Source organism: Dapis brunnea BLCC-M229, from assembly GCF_050015995.1.
Taxonomy (GTDB): domain Bacteria; phylum Cyanobacteriota; class Cyanobacteriia; order Cyanobacteriales; family Microcoleaceae; genus Trichodesmium.
In genome coordinates, this window is sequence record NZ_JBNHEP010000011.1 from 1 (window position 1) to 24554 (window position 24554).

The 24554-nt window shown below is 36.8% G+C and carries 19 protein-coding genes; 6 read left to right on the forward strand and 13 right to left on the reverse strand.

Going from position 1 to position 24554, the window contains the following annotated elements:
* Nucleotides 1-54: 54 nt before the first annotated feature.
* From ACP6PM_RS01205 to ACP6PM_RS01215, 3 genes are all read left to right on the forward strand, one after another.
* Nucleotides 55-663, forward strand: coding sequence for a PEP-CTERM sorting domain-containing protein (locus ACP6PM_RS01205; protein ID WP_426581081.1), 609 nt, complete (start codon nt 55-57; stop codon nt 661-663).
* Between the two features lie 452 nt (nt 664-1115).
* Complete coding sequence (locus ACP6PM_RS01210) at nt 1116-1676, forward strand: transposase (RefSeq protein WP_426581083.1); 561 nt, start codon at nt 1116-1118, stop codon at nt 1674-1676.
* A 135-nt stretch (nt 1677-1811) separates the two neighbouring features.
* Nucleotides 1812-2162, forward strand: a complete 351-nt coding sequence (locus ACP6PM_RS01215) for a hypothetical protein (RefSeq protein WP_426581085.1) — start codon at nt 1812-1814, stop codon at nt 2160-2162.
* Nucleotides 2163-2789: 627 nt separating this feature from the next.
* Here ACP6PM_RS01215 and ACP6PM_RS01220 read toward each other — a convergent pair.
* The 11 genes from ACP6PM_RS01220 to ACP6PM_RS01270 form a co-directional block, all read right to left on the reverse strand.
* Nucleotides 2790-3476 carry a PEP-CTERM sorting domain-containing protein gene (locus tag ACP6PM_RS01220; RefSeq protein ID WP_426581087.1) on the reverse strand — a complete coding sequence of 229 codons (687 nt, stop codon included), beginning with the start codon at nt 3474-3476 and terminating at the stop codon, nt 2790-2792.
* Nucleotides 3477-4794: 1318 nt separating this feature from the next.
* Nucleotides 4795-6051 (reverse strand): organoarsenical effux MFS transporter ArsJ, encoded by a 1257-nt coding sequence (arsJ, locus tag ACP6PM_RS01225; RefSeq protein ID WP_426581089.1) that lies wholly within the window; start codon nt 6049-6051, stop codon nt 4795-4797.
* 918 nt (nt 6052-6969) lie between these two features.
* The gene (locus ACP6PM_RS01230; protein WP_426581091.1) at nt 6970-7356 is read right to left on the reverse strand and encodes a PIN domain-containing protein; all 387 of its coding nucleotides are present in this window, start codon (nt 7354-7356) and stop codon (nt 6970-6972) included.
* A 58-nt stretch (nt 7357-7414) separates the two neighbouring features.
* A complete protein-coding gene (locus tag ACP6PM_RS01235; RefSeq protein ID WP_426581093.1) occupies nt 7415-7663 on the reverse strand; it encodes a hypothetical protein in 249 nt (82 codons plus the stop codon).
* Nucleotides 7664-7835: 172 nt separating this feature from the next.
* Entirely contained in the window at nt 7836-8858 is a 1023-nt protein-coding gene (locus ACP6PM_RS01240) for an ArsJ-associated glyceraldehyde-3-phosphate dehydrogenase (RefSeq protein WP_426581095.1), read from the reverse strand.
* Between the two features lie 292 nt (nt 8859-9150).
* Nucleotides 9151-9597 (reverse strand): ArsI/CadI family heavy metal resistance metalloenzyme, encoded by a 447-nt coding sequence (locus tag ACP6PM_RS01245; RefSeq protein WP_426581096.1) that lies wholly within the window; start codon nt 9595-9597, stop codon nt 9151-9153.
* 380 nt (nt 9598-9977) lie between these two features.
* On the reverse strand, nt 9978-10427 hold the full coding sequence (locus ACP6PM_RS01250; RefSeq protein WP_426581098.1) for a phosphatase domain-containing putative toxin: 450 nt from the start codon (nt 10425-10427) through the stop codon (nt 9978-9980).
* Nucleotides 10428-10525: 98 nt separating this feature from the next.
* Nucleotides 10526-11674, reverse strand: a complete 1149-nt coding sequence (arsB, locus tag ACP6PM_RS01255; protein WP_426581099.1) for an ACR3 family arsenite efflux transporter — start codon at nt 11672-11674, stop codon at nt 10526-10528.
* Nucleotides 11675-11685: 11 nt separating this feature from the next.
* On the reverse strand, nt 11686-12711 hold the full coding sequence (locus tag ACP6PM_RS01260) for a PstS family phosphate ABC transporter substrate-binding protein (protein ID WP_426581101.1): 1026 nt from the start codon (nt 12709-12711) through the stop codon (nt 11686-11688).
* Between the two features lie 484 nt (nt 12712-13195).
* A complete protein-coding gene (locus ACP6PM_RS01265; protein ID WP_426581103.1) occupies nt 13196-14191 on the reverse strand; it encodes a pentapeptide repeat-containing protein in 996 nt (331 codons plus the stop codon).
* 148 nt (nt 14192-14339) lie between these two features.
* Entirely contained in the window at nt 14340-16010 is a 1671-nt protein-coding gene (locus ACP6PM_RS01270; RefSeq protein WP_426581105.1) for a hypothetical protein, read from the reverse strand.
* Nucleotides 16011-17351: 1341 nt separating this feature from the next.
* Between ACP6PM_RS01270 and ACP6PM_RS01275 the strand changes: the two genes are divergently transcribed.
* Complete coding sequence (locus tag ACP6PM_RS01275; protein WP_426581107.1) at nt 17352-18869, forward strand: phytoene desaturase family protein; 1518 nt, start codon at nt 17352-17354, stop codon at nt 18867-18869.
* 316 nt (nt 18870-19185) lie between these two features.
* Here ACP6PM_RS01275 and ACP6PM_RS01280 read toward each other — a convergent pair whose 3' ends face one another.
* Nucleotides 19186-19377, reverse strand: a complete 192-nt coding sequence (locus tag ACP6PM_RS01280; RefSeq protein ID WP_426581109.1) for a hypothetical protein — start codon at nt 19375-19377, stop codon at nt 19186-19188.
* A gap of 163 nt (nt 19378-19540) precedes the next feature.
* On the opposite strand from ACP6PM_RS01280, the gene ACP6PM_RS01285 reads away from it, so the two are divergent.
* Together ACP6PM_RS01285 and hpnA are read left to right on the forward strand one after the other, a co-directional pair.
* Nucleotides 19541-20491: a ribonuclease T2 gene (locus ACP6PM_RS01285; protein WP_426581111.1), complete on the forward strand. Its 951-nt coding sequence runs from the start codon at nt 19541-19543 to the stop codon at nt 20489-20491.
* A 277-nt stretch (nt 20492-20768) separates the two neighbouring features.
* Nucleotides 20769-21737: a hopanoid-associated sugar epimerase gene (hpnA, locus tag ACP6PM_RS01290; protein ID WP_426581113.1), complete on the forward strand. Its 969-nt coding sequence runs from the start codon at nt 20769-20771 to the stop codon at nt 21735-21737.
* A gap of 1704 nt (nt 21738-23441) precedes the next feature.
* On the opposite strand, the gene ACP6PM_RS01295 is transcribed toward hpnA, so the two are convergent.
* Complete coding sequence (locus tag ACP6PM_RS01295; RefSeq protein WP_426581115.1) at nt 23442-24488, reverse strand: amidohydrolase family protein; 1047 nt, start codon at nt 24486-24488, stop codon at nt 23442-23444.
* Between the last annotated feature and the right edge of the window lie 66 nt (nt 24489-24554).

The following is a 24554-nucleotide window of genomic DNA, read 5'->3' on the forward strand; positions in this document are numbered from 1 at the left end:
AGTTGCTCTTGGCAGTTATAATCATTCCCTACCCCATCATATTGAGTGGATACTATGAAACAACTATTTTCTTCCTGCTTCGCCTTTGTTAGCTCCGCCGTCTTGGCTTCTTCTTTCGCAGTGTTCGCGCCAGAGGCAGGTCAGGCATTCACACTCATAGACTCCGATAACGATAGCTTTATTGATGCTATAGAGGACCTTGCCGTTGATGGCTCCCTGTTCAATGTGGACTTTGTGACAGCTCCCGGTAGTGATGTGTATTCGGATGGCTTCGATTTCGATACGTTGGCTAGTGCCGAGGTCGCTGCTTCTGCTGTGCATGCAGCATTGGGATCTGCTCCAATTGAGGACCAGCAGTTTCCGGGCGGTATGAGTTCGAATGCCTTTATGATAGGATATCAACTCGTGGGGCTCACTCGGCTCGAAGGTGTAATAGTTTGGCCGCAGAGGCCGGTGAACTGCTGCGAGCTCGGTGGTCTGGTTGGCGGAGCCATTCAGGGTCATGACCTCTCTCATCATGGTTTCTTTGCTGTGTTCACCGAGGCAGGGGGAGGGGAAGGGGCACCGACAGCAGCAGCGACGACACCGGAACCCAGCCTAATTTTAGGTTTTATCACACTTGGCGGTTTAATGCTAGGCAGTAGAAAAAAGGAAATAGCTTAAAAGAGGAAAAATCAAAGCTTTAGCCAAATATTTTTTTCTACCCGATACCTGGCACATTTCAGTTATCAGTTATCAGTGTTTACGAGACAGGAGTCAGGAGTCAGGAGACAGAATGAAGAAGTTGGGAGTAATTAAAAGCTGAAAAATGATAATTGTGATAACTAACTGGTTCAGTAGTTAGGAGACAGAATGAAGAAGTTGAAAAATGATAACTGTGATAATTAACTGGTAACGAGCAACTAAAAACTAAAAACAGTTAACTGAAAAGATATGAGCAGACCAAAAAGAGAATTTAAAGGAGGGCACTTCGGAAGTCAGAAGTCAGAAGTCAGAAGTCAGAAGTTCGAGGAGAAGTTTAAAGTCAGAAGTTAGAAGTGCTCCTGTACTTGATAACTGGCAACTGGTAACTGATAACTGTTAACTGTTAACTGTTAAGTGTTAACTGAAAAGACATGGGCAGACCAAAAAGAGAATTTAAATCAGGGTATTCCTACCGCATTACGACTCGGTGCAACAACAGAGATTTCAACCTCACACGCAGAGAAACCAGGAAAATTCTACTACACATAATCAAACAAGCACAGGAAAAATACCCATTCTCAAAGTACGCCTTATGCATCATGCTGAATCATGTCCATTACTTGATGGAAGCAGAAAACCCCGATGATATACCCAAAATCATGCACTGGATCAACTGGTATTCTGCCATGTCATTCAACGCCCTCCTAAACCGCAAAGGTCATTTTTGGGAGCAAAGATACACCTGTCATGGCTTCCCCAACTCCGACAAAGAAAGAGCATTAAACACCATCCGTTATATTCATGCCAACCCCAAAGCAGCAGGGATGAGAGAAGGCTTTTTCTACGACTTCAGTAACTATGGCAGTTATGAACAACTAACCACGGATGGCATTACTCAATGGCATCCAGCTTTTTTTGAGTTAGGTACATCATTAACTTTTTCTCCTTTACCATTCTTTAAATCTAAAAATTTTCCAATCTATATGAAGTAGATTGATAATTCAGTCAGTCCACTCTTCAAAACTTGCCCCTACACCTATATGTTGTTATGTAGAGCAATTCTAGAATAAATTGTACACGAAAGTTCAAAGTCAGCTAAACTAACTACAGTTATGGAGAAATAAATTATGTTTGAACTTTTTGCAAGTCTGCTGATAACACAACGGATGTTAGATTGGTATCCCGTAGGTGCTAACCGTATAGTAACAACGTCAATCAACATGAACACTATTGAATACCTGGGCGATAATTTGTGGGGAGCAGAAATATTAAAGCAATACGACCAGGACGACAAAGATGGAATGAGAGAAGTCTATATGGGCGTGCAAATTGATTGTAATACTCGCAGATATCTTCCTATCGTAATCAGACGAATAACTGCTTCTGGTAAAGTTCTTGGTAAAACAGCATTAGGAGGAAATAAGTTCATATCTCCAATAGGTTCGGAAAAAGGAATTTTGATGATATGCGATCGCTAATATATTTAACATAATATCTATTTACAAAAACATCAGAAACCTACACAGAGAACTGATGCTTTTCTGTGTAGGATAATTTCTCATCTGCAAATTGATGACGATGGTGTGGGATGTGAAACTGCGATAACGGCTTTTATTTTTAAATCTTGCTCGTCCTAAGCGCTGCCCGTTTTTGTCTGTTTTGTTTTCAACTAGGGTTCAAATGCTAACTTTACTGAATAATTAAGGTTTAAAGCCTCTCCTTTAAAGGAGAAAAAAGAAAAAATTTTCCTTAAGCGTCAATCCTCTTCTTTTCAAGGAGAGGTAATTATTAATTATTAATTGTTGAACCGCTTAATGCAATCTTGCAATACCTGAGAATGGATTCATTTATACTCCCGAAATTTCTCTTCTCGACGAATTAGCTAAATTTGCTAAAACGCTATACAGTTAACAGCTATCAATCAGAACTCAGAAGTCAGAAGTAAAAATTAGTGGGAGATTGAAACTCGCCACTAATTTTAATCTGCTTAAATGAAATTTATTGCGGGGACATCTGAAGTCATATTTCTGACTTTCCGTTTGTTATGCTGCGCAAACGAGCGAAGCAATAAAATTAGCCTTTAACAAGCAACAGCCATCGGTGTTTTACTGTTGCTTCTTGCGCTTCATACCTAAGCCTAAACCGCCAACAGCGAGAAGTCCAAGGATAGTACCTGGTTCGGGGACAGATGAAATCTCAGCTTCCACATCATATTCTCCACCAGGTCCTATCGTTGCAAGATCACTTAGTTGAAAGGTTTCATTTGCTTGATAATTAACGCCATCAATTGTGTAGAAACCATTTTGATTAGAATTAAGGTCAAGCTCTCCCTCAGTTATTACAGCATCTTTTATAAAATCAAACTGACTGCCTGCAATTTGAGTGTAAGTAATAGGAGCTACAGCATCTCCACTGATTCCTAAATTAAAGATAACATTGTTATCAAGAGTATATTTGAAAGGGTCTGTTACTGCACCAGTACCACCAATTTTAGTAAAGTTCATTGTGATAGGAAATTGGGCTGGAGGTAGGATTTCAGGAAAATCAAAATCTTCAAAAATTCCTGTACCGCTAGGGAACAGTAAAAAAGCACCATTATTAAGGTCAACGCTAAAATTATCGTTTCCTACACCCGCATAAAAATCATCGGTTCCATTACCCCAACCAGCTGTATCGCCATTACTAACAGTAGCAGCCTGAACAGGAGCGGTGGCGATGCTAGTAGCAGCGATTGCGCTGAGAGCAGCAACTCCTAGGGGAGCAAACTTCTGTGAAAAGAGAAATTTTCTCATCTTTTTTTCCTCTAAAAAACTTGAATTATGTTTGAGAACAATCTTTTGTTTCTCTAATTTCAGAATACTCCAAAAAATAAATAACAACAGGAATAAATATGCATCTTTACTAATATTTATATATTGACAATATGTAACTATATTAGTTTTTCCAATCCTGATAAATTATAGATAAACCAATAAAAATTTCTACTTATATACTAACATATTCAATTAACGGAATTAGCTTGAAAAAAGACTATTAACGATCTTTATATTTAATATCTAGGCTATCTATAGTCACAATTTTACTGACAAAATAATGTTAATTATTGTTAACAAGCAAGTGAATCCTGCTCATATATACCCCTGATGTATCAATCAAAAATCCATCAATAATTAGGTAGTTAAACTACTAATTGATTTCCGGATGTATGGCTTTGAAAAAACGGATTAGAAGATGAAGAGGTAAAAGCCGTGTAACAACGGAGATAGGTTAGACTCATAAGTACAATTTATAGTAGATTCCCAGAGACACGAAGGCTTGTCTTTACGAATCTTCATAAAACTTGGCCACTACTTGAAAAATAGGCTGATGTTAATGTTGAAGATGGTAATTTTGCCCACTTAAAGAATGTGACAAAACCGAGTTTATAGGCAAGAGGCAAAAGGTATTTGTGGCAAATATTTATCGTGCATTGTATTATTCCAATTACCAAAAATAATCCTATACTTAGGCAACACTTCAATGATTAAGTAATATCATGTTCGCTTGAATACTTATAATTAGGCTCTTTTGTTGGGCTTTAGCCCGCTAAATATATATCAGTTGCTCAAGCCCAACTACAAACTAATACTTTTTTTAACTGATTATCCGCAATTCGTAGCTCCTCCGGAGGGGGCACATAATATAATTAGTAGAACTAAATCACTTTTTATTAGATTATCAGCAGCGTCAGTGTATATTATTCCTATTTTACTGCTCTGTACTCCCCCACTCCCCTACTCAAGCACTGAATAAAATGTAGAAAAGTTTTTGAGAAATGCTATTAGAGGCTATTTATCATGACTCTGTCTTCCTAGCAACAGCCTAACTATTTGTAGCAAATATTTATCAAATTGGTATAATAAGATTGATTGAAAGACTTTCTGGGTGATGTCTCTTTGACCAAAAACATAGCCTCACTCTAAGAAATGGTAAGAGGCTATTCCTCCTGTACATCGCCCTACCGACGGTTTCCCTACCTGTACGGGTGATTCGCGAATCACCCGTACGACTCCTGACTCCTGACTCCTGACTCCTCCCTCGTTATTTATAACTATTCAAACGGACATAATATTAATCCCCAGACCCAGCTTTCCAAGCTATAGCTTTACTAGGTTGAGGATCGGGTAACTTCAAAGAAATTAAAGCTGCAGCTAACACAAACAACATCGATACCCACAGACAACCAACTAAACCAAATATCTGATAAACCAACCCAGATAAAACTGTACCTGCAAGACGACCACCAGAATTAGCCATATAGTAGAAACCAACATTTAAAGCTACTTTGTCATCATCAGTAAATGCTAATACCAGGTAGGAATGAACGGCAGAATTAAAAGCAAATACTATGCCAAATAACATCAACCCACCAACAATAACTAAATTAGCAGGTAAACCTAACTGTATTGCTAGAGCGATTGCGCAGGGAATACCAGTTAATGTAAATGTCCAGAATTGAATAGTTTTTGATTGTGGAGGTTGACCGGAACCAAATTTTTGTATAAGTGTCGGTGCTAAAGATTGAATAATACCATAACCAATCACCCAACAAGCCATAAATCCACCAACTTGATAAAATGACCAACCCAAAGTACCTTGCAAGAAAACGGGTAATGCTACTACAAACCAGACATCTCGCGAACCAAATAAAAAGAAGCGAGCAGCAGAAAGAATATTAATTTCCTGACTTTTAGAAAAAAGTTGTTTAAATTTCACCTTCTGCTTAATTTTGCCCATTCCCTTCGGCAACATTAAACCAGTAAACATAATCAAAAACAAACCTCCTGCCATTATCCAGAGAGCATTGACAAATCCAAATAATGTCAGGAGTGCACTACCTACAAAAAAACCAGCTCCTTTAAGAGCATTCTTGGAACCAGTTAACACTGCCACCCACTTAAATAAAGATGATTGAGCATCTTGGGGAACTACTAAACGAATGGCACTTTTAGAACTCATTTTAGTTAAGTCTTTAGCAATTCCAGAAAATGCTTGTGCTATCATCACATAAAACACAGCTAACCATTGCGCCCAACTTTGGTCTACATAAGAAAGCATAATCAGGGAGAAAACCTGTAAACCAATACCACAATACAGAGTGACTTTTAATCCAAATTGTGAACCGATCCAACCACCGAAAAAATTAGTAAAGATGCCAAAAACTTCATAAAATAAGAACAAAAAGGCGATTTCTAGAGGAGTATAGCCAATTTGGTGGAAGTACAGTAGCACCAACATTCGCAAAGCACCATCAGTAATGGTGAAACCCCAGTAGGCAAGGGTGACGAGGGCATAATTTCTTAAACTAGCACTTGTGGTAGAAGCCATGATTTTTATTAATTAATTTAAACTATTGCAACCAATTTTCTAAAATTCAATCTTCAATTCTCAACATATCTGAATCATTAGACATCTCCGAAAAAGATATAGACTTTTTATAAGAGTAGGGAACAGGGAACAGGGAACACTTAACTGGGAACAGGTAATATATTTTTAGGAAAAAGGTACTAAAAAGAATTTTGTGAGGAATTTTTACAACTATATATCATCCTAAATAAAGGGCAATTTTATTTTCTGGAGATGTCTATTAGAAACCAAAACTAGATTATGATAAATTGCCGTAGCTGCAATCAGAATATCGGCAAATTGTATAGGGGTTCCTTTTTTCCTTAAATTTGCATAAATACCAGAGGAGATATTAATTATCTCTATTTTGTCTAAAAACAAAATATTGATATAGCTTTTACACAAATTCTCAAGAATAGCTAACTTTAAAAGATATAGACTTTTTGCATCTAGTAGGGAACAGGGAACACTTAACTGGGAACAGGTAATATATTTTTAGGAAAAAGGTACTAAAAAGAATTTTGTGAGGAATTTTTACAACTATATATCATCCTAAATAAAGGGCAATTTTATTTTCTGGAGATGTCTATTAGAAACCAAAACTAGATTATGATAAATTGCCGTAGCTGCAATCAGAATATCGGCAAATTGTATAGGGGTTCCTTTTTTCCTTAAATTTGCATAAATACCAGAGGAGATATTAATTATCTCTATTTTGTCTAAAAACAAAATATTGATATAGCTTTTACACAAATTCTCAAGAATAGCTAACTTTAAAAGATATAGACTTTTTGCATCTAGTAGGGAACAGGGAACACTTAACTGGGAACAGGTAATATATTTTTAGGAAAAAGGTACTAAAAAGAATTTTGTGAGGAATTTTTACAACTATATATCATCCTAAATAAAGGGCAATTTTATTTTCTGGAGATGTCTATTAGAAACCAAAACTAGATTATGATAAATTGCCGTAGCTGCAATCAGAATATCGGCAAATTGTATAGGGGTTCCTTTTTTCCTTAAATTTGCATAAATACCAGAGGAGATATTAATTATCTCTATTTTGTCTAAAAACAAAACATTGATATAGCTTTTACACAAATTCTCAAGAATAGCTAACTTTTTCTGGGAATTAACCGCTAATAAACCTCCCTTACTTTCAAAATAGGTAATACAACTGATAAAAAGTTTTGCTTCTCTATAATTAACATCATTTAGGCCATAAAATAGTCTAGAATCTTTTTTAATAAAAGCAGTTAAAATATTTGTATCTAATAAATATTGCATTACTAGACTTTCCTCAAATCTCTGATTGCTGCATCAAATTATTCTATTTCTTTAGGTGTTAGATCCCTGAATAATCCAAACAATACTTGCCCCCCAATATAGGTCTGATTTTATTACTAAGTATTTCGTCATTCATTTCTTGGAATTGTTCTGGAGAAGCATTTATCATAAAGGTCTCAACTATAACTTCAACCATTTCATCTCTTTCTAAATTTTCAAACAAATTCTCAGTAGGTAGGAAATTCTCTACAATTGGAATTACTCTGTACTTAAAAATATCTTTTATAGTAATATAAACTTCAGCCATATTCTGACCCTAGTTTATTTGATTTATTTTCCTATTTCTAAGTTTAACAATTTTTTTTCTAGTTGTAGCAGTTTTGCAAGAAGAACGGCAGTGGGAGCATCTTGCTCCCATAAAGTTGCATTGTTCATCCCAATCTACCATTACGCGAGCAGGACTACCCTAGGTTTTAAGATTACAATGACTCTTTCAAACTCAGAGCAACTTTTCGAGCTAACTCTGCCATACGGTTAGCATAACCCCATTCATTGTCATACCAAGCCAAAATTTTTACTTGAGTTTCATCTACTACCATTGTTGAGAGAGCATCAATAATAGAAGACCGGGGGTCATCTTTATAATCAATGGAAACTAAAGGACGTTCTTCATAACCCAAAATTCCTTTGAGTGGTGGTTGTTTTGATGCAACTTCTAATAAACTGTTAATTTCTCCTACTGTAGTGGGGCGAATCACTTCAAATACACAGTCTGTCAAAGAAGCATTCAATAAAGGAACTCGCACTGCTAAACCATTCAATTTACCATTAAGTTCTGGATAAATTAATCCGATCGCTGTTGCAGATCCGGTTGTCGTAGGAATCAGTGAAAGACTTGTAGCTCTTGCACGACGCAAATCTTTATGAGGTGCATCAACAATAATCTGAGTATTAGTATTGTCGTGGATAGTGGTAATAACTCCATGTTTAATTCCTAATCCTTCGTGAATCACCTTGACCACGGGAGCTAAACAGTTGGTAGTACAAGACGCTGCCGTGAGTAAGTGATGTTTTTCAGGTTCATAGAGATTATCGTTTACACCCATAACTACATTTAAAGCTTCTTCTTTAACTGGTGCTGCAACAATAACCTTTTTGACACCATGCTGAAAGTAAGGTTCGAGGGTTTTTTTAGTCCTAAACTTCCCAGAACATTCCAACACAATATCAATACCAAAATTTTCCCAAGGTACTTCATCTGGTTGAGAATATTGACTGAAACTGAGAGGTTTACCATCAATTATTACTCGATCTCCTGCTGCCTCTACTTCCGGCGACCACCTGCCATGTACAGAATCAAACTTAAGTAAATGTGCTGCCGCTGCCGTACCTCCTTTAATTTCATTAATATGAACAAACTCTAGTTCCGACCACTCCCAAGCGACGCGGAGTGCCAACCTTCCCATACGACCAAATCCATTTATTCCTATACGCATTGCCATATTTTTTCCCTACTTTTTTGAATAACTAAAATTTATTTCTGTAAATACTCTGCTATTAAATAAGTAGGTAGGCACGAATAAACATCACTATGTAACGGAATGTTAAAGAAGTTGAAACCCTTGAGATTGCTTCCTTCCGCTCCGCTTCAGTCGCTGCGGACGTACTTGTAAATTTTTTCACCTACCTACTTAGTAGACTCTATCAAAGCACCAAAGTCAAAATTTAACCACTCAACTGAGTCATTATTTTTTTGACTTTTGCATAAATATCATCCCGCAGTTGCGGAAAAATTTACTGACAACATGGTGTAGATGTTTCTAAATTTGACTCAACACTAACAACTAGATTTTTTTCTGGTGCAGTATCCGCAACTTTCACTACAAAAACTTCCCAACGGTTACCATCGGGGTCTGTAACCCAAACTTTATCTTGAAGTGCATAACAGCAGTCTGTATTATGTTCCTCAAATATTGATAATCCGGAAATCTTAAATCTCTCAATTGTTGCTGCTACTTCCTGGGAAGTTTCTACCTGTATTCCCAAGTGGTCTAAGTTTCCACCTGGTTGTACATTTTCCGCTAAGTTGAGAGTAAGATTCAGAGGTGGGTTAGCAATATCAAATTTTGCGTAATCAGATTTATACTTAATTGGAGCAATTCCAAATAAAACTTGATAAAATTCAACAGATTTTTCTAGGTTGGTTGCTGTTAAAGCAATATGAGTTTTGAGAATAGACATATTTTTGATTCCTCAAATTTAATGATTTAAACAACTTATATTATGTTCGGTTAAATAGTTATTATAATTAAAGTTCGTAGTATAGCTCTCACTCAGCCCTATCTACAGTTCGGGATCAAGCCCTACTACAAACAAAAACTTCATTATAAGTGATTATCCGAACATGATATTAACTAGCTATCAGCTTTTATATTTGCATTCCGGAATGCTGCGCCAACAGCTAAAACAATCCTACTGATTGCTAATAAACTGTTTGTAAACTTATAAAAACCTCTCTCCAAACCTTTCTCCTGGTAGGAGAGAAGCTTATTAATCCCCTTCCCTTGTAAGGAATGGGGGTTAGGTTTTTGGGATTCCTTTTCTCAGTACTGACCGCTTCTTTAATTTTTGGCTAAATCTCGTAAAAAGCTACTTTGAGATTCCCGTAAATCAATTTCTGGATTTGCTGTTAATATAGTCTTAAGAGCATCATCGTAGGATGCTCCAGAATTAATCAAATACCCAGCAAGAATAGTCGCTGTTCGCCTTCTGCCACTGCTGCAATGAATTACAACTGCATGATTTTGACTATCAATAAAATCCTGTAATTGTTTAATTTGTTCTGGACTTGGTGCAGTTCCTCCTTTAATTGGTAACCACAGGTGAGGTAAGTTAGCTTGTTGGTAAAATTCTAAATTAGATGGGTCATCCATTACAGAGACTATTGCCCCAATACCTAATTTCTGTAGTTCTGGTAACTCTTCTGGCATCGGTTTCCGAACTCCTGCTAGTTTATCTGGAATCACCCACCACAAGTTTTCTGCTATTGGTTGAGTTGTTTGTTGTTCCATTGTTAGTTTTTCTGATATTAACTATAGGGGTCTGTCAAATATTTGCCAAAGTAGGAAAAATCGGCCAGCAAGATGGATGAGCGAGCAAGATGCTCGCACTATAATTTACAACAACGGGGGTCTAACAAAGTTGCTTTTTCTGGTTCGCGAGGAAACCAAAAAGCTGTACGTTGGCATACTTTCACCAACATTAACATTACTGGCACTTCTATTAAAACTCCCACTACCGTTGCTAATGCAGCTCCAGAATTTAAGCCAAATAAAGTAACAGCAGTAGCGATCGCTACTTCAAAATGATTACTCGCTCCAATTAAAGCAGCAGGAGCAGCATCTTCGTAATTTAGTTTCATTTTCAAAGCTGCTACATAAGCAATTAAGAAAATAAAATTAGTCTGGATAAAAAGTGGTACTGCTATTAATAATATGTGAAACGGATTTTCTACAATTAATTCACCCTTAAAAGCAAATAACAAAACTAAAGTTATCAATAATGCAGCAGTAGAAACAGGACTTAAATACTTGATAAACTTACCCTCAAACCAAGCTTTACCTTTATATTTAAAAATCCAGTAACGACTATACATTCCTGCAGCCAAAGGAAAACCAACATAAATTAGGACTGATAAAACAATAGTTTCCCAAGGCACAGTTAAATTATTTGCTGACAATAACCATCGCCCTAAAGGAGCATATAAAAACAACATTGTCAAGGAATTAATCGCCACCATTACTAATGTGTGTCCCTGGTTACTATAAGAAAGATAACCCCACATTAATACCATTGCAGTACAAGGTGCGATACCAAGTAATATTGTGCCAGCAATGTAAGAATCTGCCAGAGATACTTCTGTACCGCGTAATATTTCTGTACCTGTTAGCAGTGGGCGAAATAACCAACCAAGAAAAAATTGGGCAAATGCTACCATTGTGAAAGGTTTGATTACCCAATTAACAACTAAAGTTAAGATTACAGGTTTAGGAGCGCGGGCAGCATTTTTAGCTTGGGTAAAGTCTATCTTAACCATGATCGGATACATCATAAAAAATAGACAGATAGCAATGGGGATAGATACCTGATAAATGCTCATAGCATCTAATGTTCTGGCAACACCAGGAAATATTTTCCCCAAAGCTATACCTGCAAAAATGCACAATGCTACCCAGACAGTCAAATATTTTTCAAAGAAACTAAGTTTACCACCTGCTTGCACAGCAGATGTATTAACTTGGGGTACATCTATAGTCATAATTTGTAAAATTAATATTCTGTTCGTTTCGTGAGAACTTGATAAATAGTTAAGTTGAGCTGTGCTTCTCCACCAAACACAGTTCCTACTTTTGTTTTGTGATAGTTGCGGTAAAGTTTCATATAGCTCTCTTCCCCAAACGCAACATAACCTACAGAATTGACAGCTTTTTGAGCATTGTTCATGTAAAAGTCAATGAACTCATTCATTAATGGGTTATTCTGTGCTGATACCGCATTTACATAAATAAATAGTGGTCTAGCTAGGGGTTGATACTTTGCCTGTTCTACTGCTGTTTTAGTTGGTGCGATCGCGCCATTACCGCTATCAACAGCTAGAGATCTTAATTTGTCTTTATGCTCTACATAATAGGCGTAACCAAAATAACCTAAAGCATTGGGATCGTTGCTAACTCCTTGTGCTAGCACTTCGTCGTCTTCACTAGCTATGTAGTCGCTACGAGTAGCTTTATTTTTGCCGACGATAGCCTCGGTAAAATAGTCATAAGTTCCAGAGTCAGCACCAGGACCAAATAGCAGTAATGGTCGATCTGGCCATGAAGAACGCACTTGATTCCATTTGGTGATTTTTCTTTGGGCTTGAGATTCCCACATTTTGGCTAACTCAGACAGAGTAATATCTTGAGCCCAACTATTGGCCTGGTTTACGACAATCGTTAGAGCATCAAAGCCAATAGGTAGTTCTATATAGGATATTTTGTTTTGCTTGCAAGTTTCCATCTCTTCTTTAAGTATGGGGCGCGAAGCATTATTAATATCTGTTTCTCCAGCACAGAACTTTTTAAACCCTCCACCTGTACCGGAAAAACTCGCACTGACTTCTACATCAGGCTTATCAGTGGCATTGAATTTTTCGACAATTTTTTGGGTGATGGGGTATACAGTGCTAGAGCCATCAATTTTTATCGGTTGTTGTTTTACCTGGCTGGAACCACAAGCAGCTAGCATTACTGCTACTCCAATGGTGAGGGTCTTTTTATTCAAACCTTTCACCAGGACTTGTAGGTTTTCTTTCATGCTGTCATTACAAGAAAATTTGATATATTGGATAAAATTAATATAACAAAAAAATTTGATATGTCAATAATTTTATGGAAGTCCAAATTTAGAAGTCAATAGACTTTTTGCCAGAGTAGGGAACAGGAAATAGGGAATAGGGAATAGGAAATAGGGAATAGGGGATAGATTTTGAATACAAAAATACGAAAAATGATTTTGCAAGATAATTTTACAACTTATAGCTGATGTTAAATAAAGAGCAAGTTTATTTTCTGGAGATATCTAATCATCAAGAAGCAGCAGTAGAGGTTTTGTGAAATTTGTCTGCAAAACCTCTGCGCTCAAGATTTTTATAACGCTTTTCACATAGATAGACTACAGTTAGTACGAGCAACCCAAAAGCATTTTCCTCCGACGTACTCCCTACTTCCTATCCCAAAATAATTTTGTGGTCTACTTAAATGAATTGCCCTGTAAATATCCAGAAAATACCTATCAAAACTTAATCGTGAATATCTCCATTAGGCATCGAAGCACCTTGCATTTGAGCACCACTTAAATTAGCTGTGCTTAATTCAACCCTAGTTAAAATAGAGTCATTCAGGTTAGAGTTACGGAAATTTGCTTTTGCTAGGTAGGCATCAGTTAAGTCAGCTTTAGTGAGATTTGCCTGACTTAAATTAGCTCGACTAAGATCTGCCCTGACTAAATTAACTTGAGTTAGATTAGCTCTTACTAACTGAGCTTTACCCAATTTTACATCTGCCATAATTGCGCCAGTTAAGTTAGCCTGATTAAGACGTGTATCAATTAATCCAGCTCTTTCAATTTTGGCATTAATTAAACTCGCCCCAGATAAGTTAACTCCTGCCAAATTAGCTTCTGTTAAAAATGCACCATCTAAAATTACTTGAGATAAATTTGCTTTAGTTAATTTGGCATCTCTAAGTAAAACTTCACTTAGGTTTGCTCCTCTCAAATCAGCTTTAGTTAAATCAGCTCCAGTCAAATCAACACCACGCATATCGGCTCCCCGCAGATTTACTCCCCGAAGATTAGCTATTTCATAAGCTCGTTTTTCATAGCGGAGATTTGCCCCACGCATATAAGCACCACGCAAGTCAGCACCCTGTAGATTAATTCCTCGCATATCTGCCCCACTCAGATTAGCATCAATCAAGGTTGCTAACTCTAGATTGGCCAGTCGAAAGTCTGCATTCTGTAAGTTTGCTCCATGAAGATCGACATCAGCCATGTTAACAGCTTGCAAGTTAGCTTGAGTGAGATATGCACCACTAAGTTTAGCTGTAATTAAATTAGCGCGTTGGAAATTAACTCGATTTAGAAATGCTAGCACCAAGTCTGCTCCCTGAAGATCGGCCTCGGAAAAATTTGCGCCAATCAAGTCTGCTCTATTTAATTGGATACCTTTAAGATTGATGCCTCGAAAATTGGTTTCTCCTGCTGCATATTTCCTGAGAATTTCAACACTACTCATTATGATTTTCCTTTGTTTAAAGTGCTTAAAGAAGTAATAATACCAGTTTCAAAAAATACTGCTACATTAATTTTTTTTGTAGTTGGGGAAAACCTGGATTTTGGCATACAGAAAAATTAAATTAAAGACTAAGGGTTTTCCCTATTCCCTAAAACGAAATTGTTTGTGTCCAAATAATTGATTTATTGCCTGATTTTCTACCATGAATTTTGACATTTTTGAGATATTCTGATTGTAAATGAGCGATTTCTTTTTGGACTACTGGAGTTACAATTTCTTGATTGGGAATTTGTTCTGATTCTACAACAATATGCAGATAACCATTTTTTCTTCCAGCTATAACTGTAATGCCTTGTTGCTGAAGTAATTGATTAATTATTATAGCAACTGCTTTGGGATTTCCTTGGGTTGCTAATTCAATAATCTTTTGTTGGTTTTCATGATAAATTTCTTTTTCTTGCTCCAATTCTGTATTGATAGTATTGCCAGAGTTATTAGGGTTTATTGTTTTCCTTTCTTCTATTTCTAATTGCCTGAGAATTTCTCTGAATTTTGTGGACTTATCCTGTAAATTACTAATTAAATCTCCTAAAGCTTTATATTTTAATGATAAACGTTTTTCTTCTGGCTCACCTTGTAAAAGGTTATTTAAAGTTTCTTCTAAGGAAATAAATTGTACTTCTATCGCATTCATTACAGCATCAACTCTTTGATTGACTAAGTCCGAAATTTCATTTTCTATCTCTAATTTTTGTTTGATTGAATCTAGGATATTTTTCCCTCCTAAAGGAAATTTTTTATTATTATCTTGAGTTACTATTTTAGGTTTTGTAGGAATAGGATTTACGATTTGTTGGTAATCAATTGAGTCGGCAATATTTTTTTCTTCTGTTTGATTTGTACTCTCGTTGATGATTTCTGCTCTAGAATGTTCAGATGAACTTATAGATTGTGCTTCGTTTTCTTCATTCGTAATTTCTGGTTCTTTTTGACTGACCAGAGCAATACCGGCTTTTTGAAAATAATTATTACTGTCTATATCAGTTCTTTTTGTATCTGATGCTGATACTTGAGATTTTTCAGGTTGTGCTTCACTTTGAGGAACGATAATTTCTTCTGAATAGCAGGAGGTTAAAGCGTTAATAATTACATGAGCTACTTGGGTATATTCATCTGGTTCTTCAAAATTATTAGCTGTGCTATATAAAGAAGATTCTAAGTCTGTTATAGATGAGCATAAATTAAATATTTGTCTGAGTAAACTATCTAAGTTCTTTGTTTTCAGTAATAGCCAATCCCTTTCACTAAAATTAAATTGATGTTCTACGGTAGAAAAAATCATAATTTTGGCTTTTAATGGATTAGTGCCTTGCATGATTTTTTCCCGAACATCAAATAATTTTCCAGGGTCTCTTGCATAGGATTCTTCTACTGCTAATTTCCCTTTTAAAACGGTTTGCTCATCTGAATTCTCAAGACTCCAGTTCGGAGTAGATTCCATAACTGTCATATCTTCTTCTTCTTCTTCAGGATATAGTTTACCTACACTGCCAATAATTTTCTGTGCTAATAAACTATATTCTGTTTTTTTATTGACTTTAGAAACTATGCGAGATAATCTATGATCTAAGATTTCTATATTCCCTGTCTTGTTATATAATTCTTCTATTAATTCCTTCAGGTTAATTTCTGATAATTTAGTTTCATCATTCTCCCATCTACCTTCACAAGCACAATAAATTACTTTCTTAATCCTAATTAAATCTGCATCTTTTTCTAATTCTTTAACTATTGTATCTATCATTGAAAATGATTCCATAATTTTGATTCCCAAATAAGCAAAATATTTTCCTAATGTCAGCATTTAGCCGTTAGCTATCAGCTATTAATTTATTATCTTTGAAAGATGAAGTATAATTGAAAGATTGAGCAAAAATTAAAAGTTACTCTTAAAGCAGATTAGCCAATCTTACTCATGAATTAAAAAGCTATTAGTGCATTATAATCTAGAAAAAGCTAACTGCTAATACCTGAATGTTTACTTTCTAATTATTTAAGATTAAAGTAATTTACTGATAATAGTCAGTTTTTCAACCTCAATTTTAGCCAGAAATATTACTTTAATTGCTGTCTTTGATTTAGTTTAACTATAAACTATAATCAAGCTATTATATAATGATATAACTCTGGTAAGCATTCAATTATTAGCTGTCAGCTCTCAGCAATAAGGTAAGCTTTCAGCTATTAACTGTCGGCTCTCAGCAATAAGACCCCGCCCTTAAGGACTTATGCTTTATAAACATCTTTACTTAAGATAAAACTTGACAAAAGAGACAAGTTATGTATTGGCCATTAAAATGTATCAGGACTTACGCATGAGGTACGAAAAACTAGAATTTGAGATTGCTTCCCTGTCGGTCGCAATGACGAAAATACGTTCTACTGCGTAAGTCCTATGTATTTAAAAATAGGTTTTTTTCTGCAAGCCGTAATTTGGCGCTCACTCTCCCCCACCTCCAAATCTGCCCATTCTAGCTATCATATAAAATCCGGTTATACAGTAATCACCAAATTACTTCCTCTGAATACAGATGTTATATATTGAAATTGAATAAGAATTTAAAAATTCATGCTATTCAAATCCTTTCTAAATTCTAAATTATGACTCCGAGCGCGATGGGATAACTAATTGATTCTATATAATGGATAGCCTTAAGGACGTGATTTATAGAGGTTTTCCAAAGTGTTGACTACAAAACTTCTGCCTTCTTTCTCCCCTCAGCATAAGTGCCTTTAAGCCAAAATCTCTGTATTCTATGTTAATGAAAAGCGCTATAAATGAATATAGACTTTAAGGTCAAAAGCAATGGCTGTTAACGTAGTTACGACCCAGGAGGCTAGCTGTTAACGTTTTCGGCTAAGAGCCGACATGAAACGCGGAGCGACTTGAATTGCGTTTGCGGAGCATGACCTAGGATAGCTCCTCTGTTAGCACAGCTCCTCCTCCGGAGGTAAGAGGTAGTCACGACCCAGGAGGCTAGCTGACGGCTGAATGCTTACTAACTAAGTCGATTTGTCATCAATCAGCCACTTTGCTAGAGTCTAAAGTGATTAAGTTAACAATAATAACTGTAAATATTATTGTCAAAAATAAATTTATATGGTATTTAAAAATATAGATGTGATTGTAATTGGTAGTGGCATAGGAGGCTTAGTTGCTGGAGCAATGCTTGCTTACTATGGCAAAAAGGTAGTAATTTGTGAAAGCCATACTATTCCTGGAGGGGCAGCTCACTCTTTCTCCCGTCAAGGTTTCCATTTTGATTCTGGTCCATCTTTTTATTGTGGGTTAGCTGATCCTTATAGTCTTAATCCCTTACAAACAGTCCTCAACATTTTGGGCGAATCTATTGAGACAGTTGTCTATAACCCCCTCGGACATTACCATTTTCCTGAAGGTAGTCTGCCTGTCTATAGTAATGGGTTATCTTATCTAGAAGCTGTTGCTCACTTCACAACTCAAGGCGCTCAGGAATTAAAACTTTTTCAAGATAATCTTTTACGGTTATATGCTGGTCTCAAAGAAGTTCCACCTATAGCTTTAAGGGCTGATTTTTGGTTAATACCAATTTTATTGGGAAAATATGGACTATCTTTACTGAAGATGTTACCTTCCCTTGGGGATATAGGAGGTTCCGTCGGACAAATCATGGATAAATGGGTAAAAGACCCTTGGGTGCGCCGTTTAATTGATTTGGAATGTTTTCTCCTGTCTGGGTTAAAAGCTGATGGTACTGTTGCTCCAGAAGTGGCGTTTATGTTTGGAGAACGTTCTAACTCGGTTATTGAATATCCTATTGGTGGTAGTGGTGCAATAGTTAATGCTTTGGTTAGAGGTTTGGAACGTTGGGGTGGTGAATTACGCTTGAATGCTCATGTGGAACAAATATTAATAGAGTCTGGTAAAGTTGTAGGGGTCCGCTTGAGAGGTGATGAAATTATAGAAGCTCCTATTGTTATTTCTAATGCCACGATTTGGGATACCTATACTCAGTTATTGAGACCTGAAGATTTACCTACCTCTTTGCGTGAAACTGCTTTGGCGACTCCTGCGGTGGAAAGCTTTATGCACTTACATTTAGGTATTCGTGCTGATGGTTTAGAAGGTTTGACTGGACATCATGTGGTTGTTTTGGATGGAGATGTTGATATTTCTACTCCAGGCAATACTTGTATGATTTCTATTCCTTCGGTTTGGGATTCTACTTTAGCACCTCCCGGTCATCATGTTGTTCATGCTTATACTTTAGAGTCTTTTTCTGGTTGGCAAAAAGATGAATCTTATCCCCAACGGAAACGGGAAAAAGCAGAGTCTTTATTTCTAGCTTTGGAAAAAGTAATTCCTGATATTCGCCAACGTATAACTCTAGAGTTAATTGGTACACCTCTGACTCATGCTCGCTTTTTGCGTCGTTATCAGGGTACTTACGGACCTGCTATTGCTGCTGGTAAAGGTAGTTTTCCTGGACCTCAAACTCCTATCTCTGGTTTGTATCGGGTGGGAGATAGTACAATGCCTGGTATTGGCGTACCAGCGGTTGCTGCTTCAGGGGTAATTTGTGCAAATACTTTGGTTTCTGTTGAGAAGTCTTTGTCTTTGTTAGGGAGTAGGGAGTAGGGAGTAGGAGAGAAAGATAGTTGTTGGGTTTCGTTCCTCAACCCAATCTACACTTATTACACCATTGAATATGTGTCAGTCTACTACTAGACATCTCCAAAAATAAAAAGTAAAATCAATTCTTATCCAGAAATGATCGATTATTCTTCCCTGTTCCCTGTTAAGTGTTCCCTGTTCCCTCTTTTCTGGAGATGTCTACTGCTTCTGACTTCAGCGATAAGGCAGCGATCGCTATATTTTTGTCAGGACTTGCGCAAAATATCAGGTTCTACACCATCTGTAGTAGCGTGTCTAGATTTATGAGTGTGGGTAAGTTTCATAAATTAACATCATGTCTCATTAAATAACTGTAATAAACAATCTTTTCCCAACCTCGTAGGGACGTTGCATGCAACGTCCCTACTACTTCCTCTTTTCTGGAGATGTCTAATACAAACCCGGTTTCTACAATGCCAGAAAAATCATAGCCACCCATCACCAATGCCAAAGTAAAAATCAAAAAAGTCAAAGTTTTCTATAATGTAGAAAATACTTCAATTTCTCTCCTTTCCTTTGTAGTTAAATAACTTCAGGAGATTAGGTATTGGATATTCTGAAACTAATGCTTGTATGCTGTTACTGCTTCAGATATATTGAAGTAGTTGTACAACAACAATTAAAAAGGAGATGTCGTGAGATTAATAATCACATTCTTACTATGTTTTTTCCTACTTGGACAAAATCCAGCTTTCGCCTTCTATGAAGTTAATGGAAATTTTACTATTAACAATAGTTGTGAAGCTTACACAAGTATCAGAAAGAAAACCAATCCTGTAACTGTTGAACAAGGAAAAACTTACCCAGTCTTAGGACAAAATAAAGAATTTGGAGACTATTTTTATCTAAAAGTAGATGAAGAAAGTAAATGGGTAAACAAAAACTGTGGTCAATTTAATTCTGCTGGGCAAAGTAAACCAGAAGGAAATAAAACTGGAGTAGGTTGTCCTGATGAAGGTTGTGCAGAGAAATATGTACTTGCTATTAGCTGGCAACCTAGTTTTTGTCAGACAAGGCGAAGTAAACCTGAATGTATCTCTCAAACAGAAGACCGCTATGATGCGACTAACTTTACTTTACATGGTTTGTGGCCTGACAAACTTGCCTACTGTGGAGTTTCTTCTGAAGATATAAATGATTCTAAGCAGAGAGACTGGGATGATTTACCGCCCCTAAATTTGGATGAACAGACTACCTCTGAATTAGATATAGTGATGCCTGGTAAGCAGTCTTACCTACATCGCCACGAGTGGATTAAACATGGTACTTGCGATGGTCGAGATGAGGATACTTACTACGACATTTCTATAGATTTATTGAATGAAGTTAATGCTTCGCAAGTACAAGATTTATTTGCAGAAAATATTGGTAAAACTATTACTCAGTCTCAAATTGAAGCAGCTTTTGACAATTCGTTTGGAGAAGGTGCAGGTGAAAGTGTGAGAATTAGATGTAAGGATGGGTTGATTAGTGAACTTCAAATTAAAATGCGCAGACCTCTAGTTGGGGAAAAGTTGGCAGATGTTTTAGTGCCGAGAAGTAGAAGATCTTGCAAGAGTGGAATAGTCGATCCTGTAGGATTTTAGAAGGTCTTTGAGAAGTGCTGCATGGAACCGATGAATCCTCAAAACCTAACCCCCCTGCCCCACTTCCCTACAAGGGAATGGGGGTGAATAAGCCTCTGTCCTCGTAGGAGAAAGGTTTGGAGAGAGGTTTTTATGAGTTGACAAATAGTTTATTAGAAATTGAAAGGTTTAAAACCTAACCCCCCTGCCCCCCTTCCCTGCAAGGGAAGGGGGGTGAATAAGCCTCTGTCCTCGTAGGAGAGAGGTTATTATAAGTTGACAAATAGTTTATTAGAAATTGAAAGCTTTTGTTACTGGTACAAGTGGTTTTATTGGGGCGAATTTGGTGCGGTTGTTATTACAGCAGGGTTATGCTGTGCGATCGCTGGTTCGCTCTACAAGTTGTCTTGATAATCTTCAGGGTTTAGATGTAGAAGTTGTAGTGGGAGACTTAAATGACTCTGACTTGTCTAAGTTGATGGAGGGGTGTCAAGTTTTATTTCATGTAGCTGCTCATTATTCTTTGTGGCAAAAAGATAGAGAGTTAGTTTACAAAAATAATGTGTTGGGTACGCGCAATGTTTTGGCAGCAGCGCGACGGGCAAAAATTGAGCGGACGGTTTATACAAGTTCTGTTGCTGCTATTGGAGTGGGAGTTTCTGGAGCAGTTGTGGATGAAACGCATCAGTCTCCAGGGGAGAAGTTGGTGGGAGATTATAAAAAGTCTAAGTTTTTGGCCGAACAAGAAGCAGTGAAGGCGTTTGAGCTTGGTCAAGATGTGGTAATTGTTAATCCTACTGCCCCTGTTGGTGCTTGGGATATTAAACCTACTCCGACTGGTGATATTATTCTGCGGTTTTTGCGTCGCCAAATGCCTGCTTATGTTGATACTGGTTTAAATATTATAGATGTTCGGGATGTGGCATGGGGTCATTTGTTAGCTTTGAAAAAAGGGAAAAGTGGCGATCGCTATATTTTAGGTAATCAAAATATTACACTTAAGGAATTACTCGATCTATTGGAGGAAATTACAGGTTTACCTGCTCCCAGACAAACTATTCCTGTATGGTTGCCATTGACTGTAGCGTGGGTTGATGAAAAAATTATTGCACCATTGGGAAAACAACCCTCTGTTCCTTTGGATGGAGTGCGGATGTCTCAACAAAAGATGTATTATGATGCTTCTAAGGCGGTAAAAGAATTAGGTTTGCCTCAGTCTTCAATTAGAGTTGCGCTCCAGGATGCTGTTAATTGGTTTCGGCAATGAGTGCGATCTGTAGGGGCGGGTTTCACCAAAAATCTGGTGATAACTAATTAATTTATCTAAACCCGCCCCGCTTTGGTGCTGCACGATATCCCCTGGGGGCGGGTTTATTTGATTTAATGTTACTGCCGATAAATTGCCTGTGGAACCCGCCCCTAGGTCATGGTCACGCCATGGGTAATGCTGATATTGATTTAACGTGGGATGGGGGCGGGTTTATTTAATTTAATGCTACTGCCGACAAATTGCCTGTGGAACCCGCCCCTACCTCATGGTCATTGCAAAATACTGATATTGATTTAACGTGGGATGGGGGCGGGTTTATTTGATTGGGAGTAATTTCCATTAATTTAACGTCGAACCCACCCCTACCTCATCAACGTTAAAAAAATTGTAGGGGCGGGTTTCAACAAAAATCTGGCGATCAATAATTAATTTATCTAAACCCGCCCCGCTTTCAACCCGATCTTGGGTAATGCTGATATTAATTGAACCCAGAATGGGGACGGGTTTATTTGATTGGGAGTGATTTCCATTAATTTAACGTCGAACCCGCCCCTACCTCATCAACGTCAAAAAAATTGTAGGGGCGGGTTTCACCAAAAATCTTGGTACATGATATTAATCGATCAAAACCCGCCCCGCCCCTGGTGGAATGGGAGCGGGTTCATTTGATTTTGTTGAATTCCCATTAATTTAACAAAGAGCCAGCTCTTCGCAAAAAAGCAGTTTCTCTGCAAAAGGCAGATACTCTGTTAGTCTTAGCTCCTTCGGAGGAGGCAAGAGGCAGATCCTCTAAATATTAAATTCGATTTTTAAAGTATTTTAATGACAACGGTTGACTAACAACTTCCACGACTATCGCAGTAGAAACCACTCCACTTAAACAGTTCCTAACAAAATCAAGAGTGTAGAAACACAAACAATGATCACTCCAATTGCCAAGATAGCTAACCACGGTTCTTTATTGCTGCTGTCAAGGTACTGATTAACTTTTTCGTCATTCGGTTCAGGATGCCAAATCATAGGTTTCATAACTTAACCCTTCCATTCATTCGAGACGTTATATACTACATATTAATAACGCTCTTTATGAAACGTCGATAAAACCGAATAAATCTTAACTTTAATTGTTAAATTAGGTTAAGTCTAAATCTGTGGTCTTGTTCGGTTATAAAGATTGGATTTCTAAGTAGGTATAACTTGCTGAAAAAGTTATAGGTGTGAAGGCAGGTAAATGGAAAATAGACAATGAGCAATAGTTTTATACCAGAAAAAGGGAAGCTATGAATTTATACTTAGAAGAAGCTTCTAGAATTGGATAAGTTATACCGTTTCATGGAAGTCATGCATTCAAAAGTTAAAAGTCAGATTTTATAGGCTCAAAACTTTGACACTACAGTAATTTCAGGAAATTATTTCACGTTGAAGTATAAGAATACTGTAGCCTAAGTTAATGAAAATGGTATTACCTATTTCTATCATTATTTACCGAAATAATTAAGTCTTCAAGGCTCTCCTTGCTCTCCTTTGATACAAACTGATGTTCTATTTGTACCAAATATGCAGATAGACTGGTATTATATCATATTCGGTAAAACACTTATAATTAGGCTAGTAGTATTGCTCTAGCCCTAACATAAACATTTAAGGGGCTAAAGCCCTACTACAAACAAAAAAATTATTATAACTAAATAATGCTAATTGCTAATTGACATTTACAACTCCTGCTACTAAAGGTTCTGGCTTTAATAATCCTGTTAACATTTTCTCTGGTCGTTGACCATGAGGCCAAGCAAAAGCATGACGAAAAGCTGCATCTTGACAAGCTTGTAATTGTCGAAAATCAATCACATCAAGTGTCAATAAATTCTCATATTCAAATGGCAAACGTACATTATGTAAACCAGCATTATCTGTACAAATAGCAATATCTACTCCAGCATCAAAACATTTGTCAAATACTCTCTTGAGTTGACTCATATTATCCATAGTACCTGTTTTAAAATAGGTAGTAGGACAAACTTCTAAACATTGCCCCCTGTTTGCTACTTCTTTTAATAATTCTGGATATTTTAAAGGAATTTGAATTCCATGACCAATTCGCATTAAATAAGGTAGTAATTCTGGATGACAACCATTGGGAGTTTCATAAAGATGTCCGGTTGTTTTTACACCTTGTTCACGAGCATATTTATACAGTTTAATAAATTCATCTATGCGTTCTTTGTAATGATTATCCCCTCCTGCTACATCTATAGCACACACATATTCTGGCATTTGCACCGCTAAATCGACAATTGCTTGATTTACTTCAGTGGGTAAGCGAGTGTGAGTACATAAAATTTGGCTGGTAACAATTGGATACTCATTCTGTTGAGTTGCTTTACCTACAGTCGTAACTATTTCTGACATTAAATCTATACGTTGAGACTGGGGTAAATTGTCTGGAGTTCTCAAGTAAGGAGTATAACGTAACTCTAAATAAGCTAAATTTTCAAATGTATAAGCACCGCGAATTAAGCGATAAATAAAGTATGGTAATGTCTCGATAGTTTGAACCTGTTCTACTAAAGTATGTAGTTCTAAATATTCATCTAAAGTATTCCGTGGTTTGGTATAAAATTCTTCAAATTGTTGATATTCGGGAAAACGAGTTGCTAGTTCCTGGTTTTGACGTTGAAAATATCTCCATAAAACTCTAGGAACTACGGAGCCTCCTAAATGTCGATGTAATTCTGCGTGTAAAGCCATAGAAATCTGATTTATCCTTAATATTTTAGTGTGGGAGAAATTATGATGAAAATCTGAGCTTGTTAG

What these genes read in the sequence shown, in the direction of transcription:
- ACP6PM_RS01295 (WP_426581115.1), bottom strand. Translation starts at nt 24,488, where the DNA reads ATGGCTTTACACGCAGAATTACATCGACATTTAGGAGGCTCCGTAGTT.
- ACP6PM_RS01205 (WP_426581081.1), top strand. Translation starts at nt 55, where the DNA reads ATGAAACAACTATTTTCTTCCTGCTTCGCCTTTGTTAGCTCCGCCGTC.
- ACP6PM_RS01260 (WP_426581101.1), bottom strand. Translation starts at nt 12,711, where the DNA reads ATGAAAGAAAACCTACAAGTCCTGGTGAAAGGTTTGAATAAAAAGACC.
- ACP6PM_RS01245 (WP_426581096.1), bottom strand. Translation starts at nt 9,597, where the DNA reads ATGTCTATTCTCAAAACTCATATTGCTTTAACAGCAACCAACCTAGAA.
- ACP6PM_RS01210 (WP_426581083.1), top strand. Translation starts at nt 1,116, where the DNA reads ATGGGCAGACCAAAAAGAGAATTTAAATCAGGGTATTCCTACCGCATT.
- ACP6PM_RS01275 (WP_426581107.1), top strand. Translation starts at nt 17,352, where the DNA reads ATGGTATTTAAAAATATAGATGTGATTGTAATTGGTAGTGGCATAGGA.
- ACP6PM_RS01235 (WP_426581093.1), bottom strand. Translation starts at nt 7,663, where the DNA reads ATGGCTGAAGTTTATATTACTATAAAAGATATTTTTAAGTACAGAGTA.
- arsJ (WP_426581089.1), bottom strand. Translation starts at nt 6,051, where the DNA reads ATGGCTTCTACCACAAGTGCTAGTTTAAGAAATTATGCCCTCGTCACC.
- ACP6PM_RS01220 (WP_426581087.1), bottom strand. Translation starts at nt 3,476, where the DNA reads ATGAGAAAATTTCTCTTTTCACAGAAGTTTGCTCCCCTAGGAGTTGCT.
- ACP6PM_RS01230 (WP_426581091.1), bottom strand. Translation starts at nt 7,356, where the DNA reads ATGCAATATTTATTAGATACAAATATTTTAACTGCTTTTATTAAAAAA.
- ACP6PM_RS01250 (WP_426581098.1), bottom strand. Translation starts at nt 10,427, where the DNA reads ATGGAACAACAAACAACTCAACCAATAGCAGAAAACTTGTGGTGGGTG.
- ACP6PM_RS01240 (WP_426581095.1), bottom strand. Translation starts at nt 8,858, where the DNA reads ATGGCAATGCGTATAGGAATAAATGGATTTGGTCGTATGGGAAGGTTG.
- ACP6PM_RS01265 (WP_426581103.1), bottom strand. Translation starts at nt 14,191, where the DNA reads ATGAGTAGTGTTGAAATTCTCAGGAAATATGCAGCAGGAGAAACCAAT.
- ACP6PM_RS01215 (WP_426581085.1), top strand. Translation starts at nt 1,812, where the DNA reads ATGTTTGAACTTTTTGCAAGTCTGCTGATAACACAACGGATGTTAGAT.
- ACP6PM_RS01270 (WP_426581105.1), bottom strand. Translation starts at nt 16,010, where the DNA reads ATGGAATCATTTTCAATGATAGATACAATAGTTAAAGAATTAGAAAAA.
- arsB (WP_426581099.1), bottom strand. Translation starts at nt 11,674, where the DNA reads ATGACTATAGATGTACCCCAAGTTAATACATCTGCTGTGCAAGCAGGT.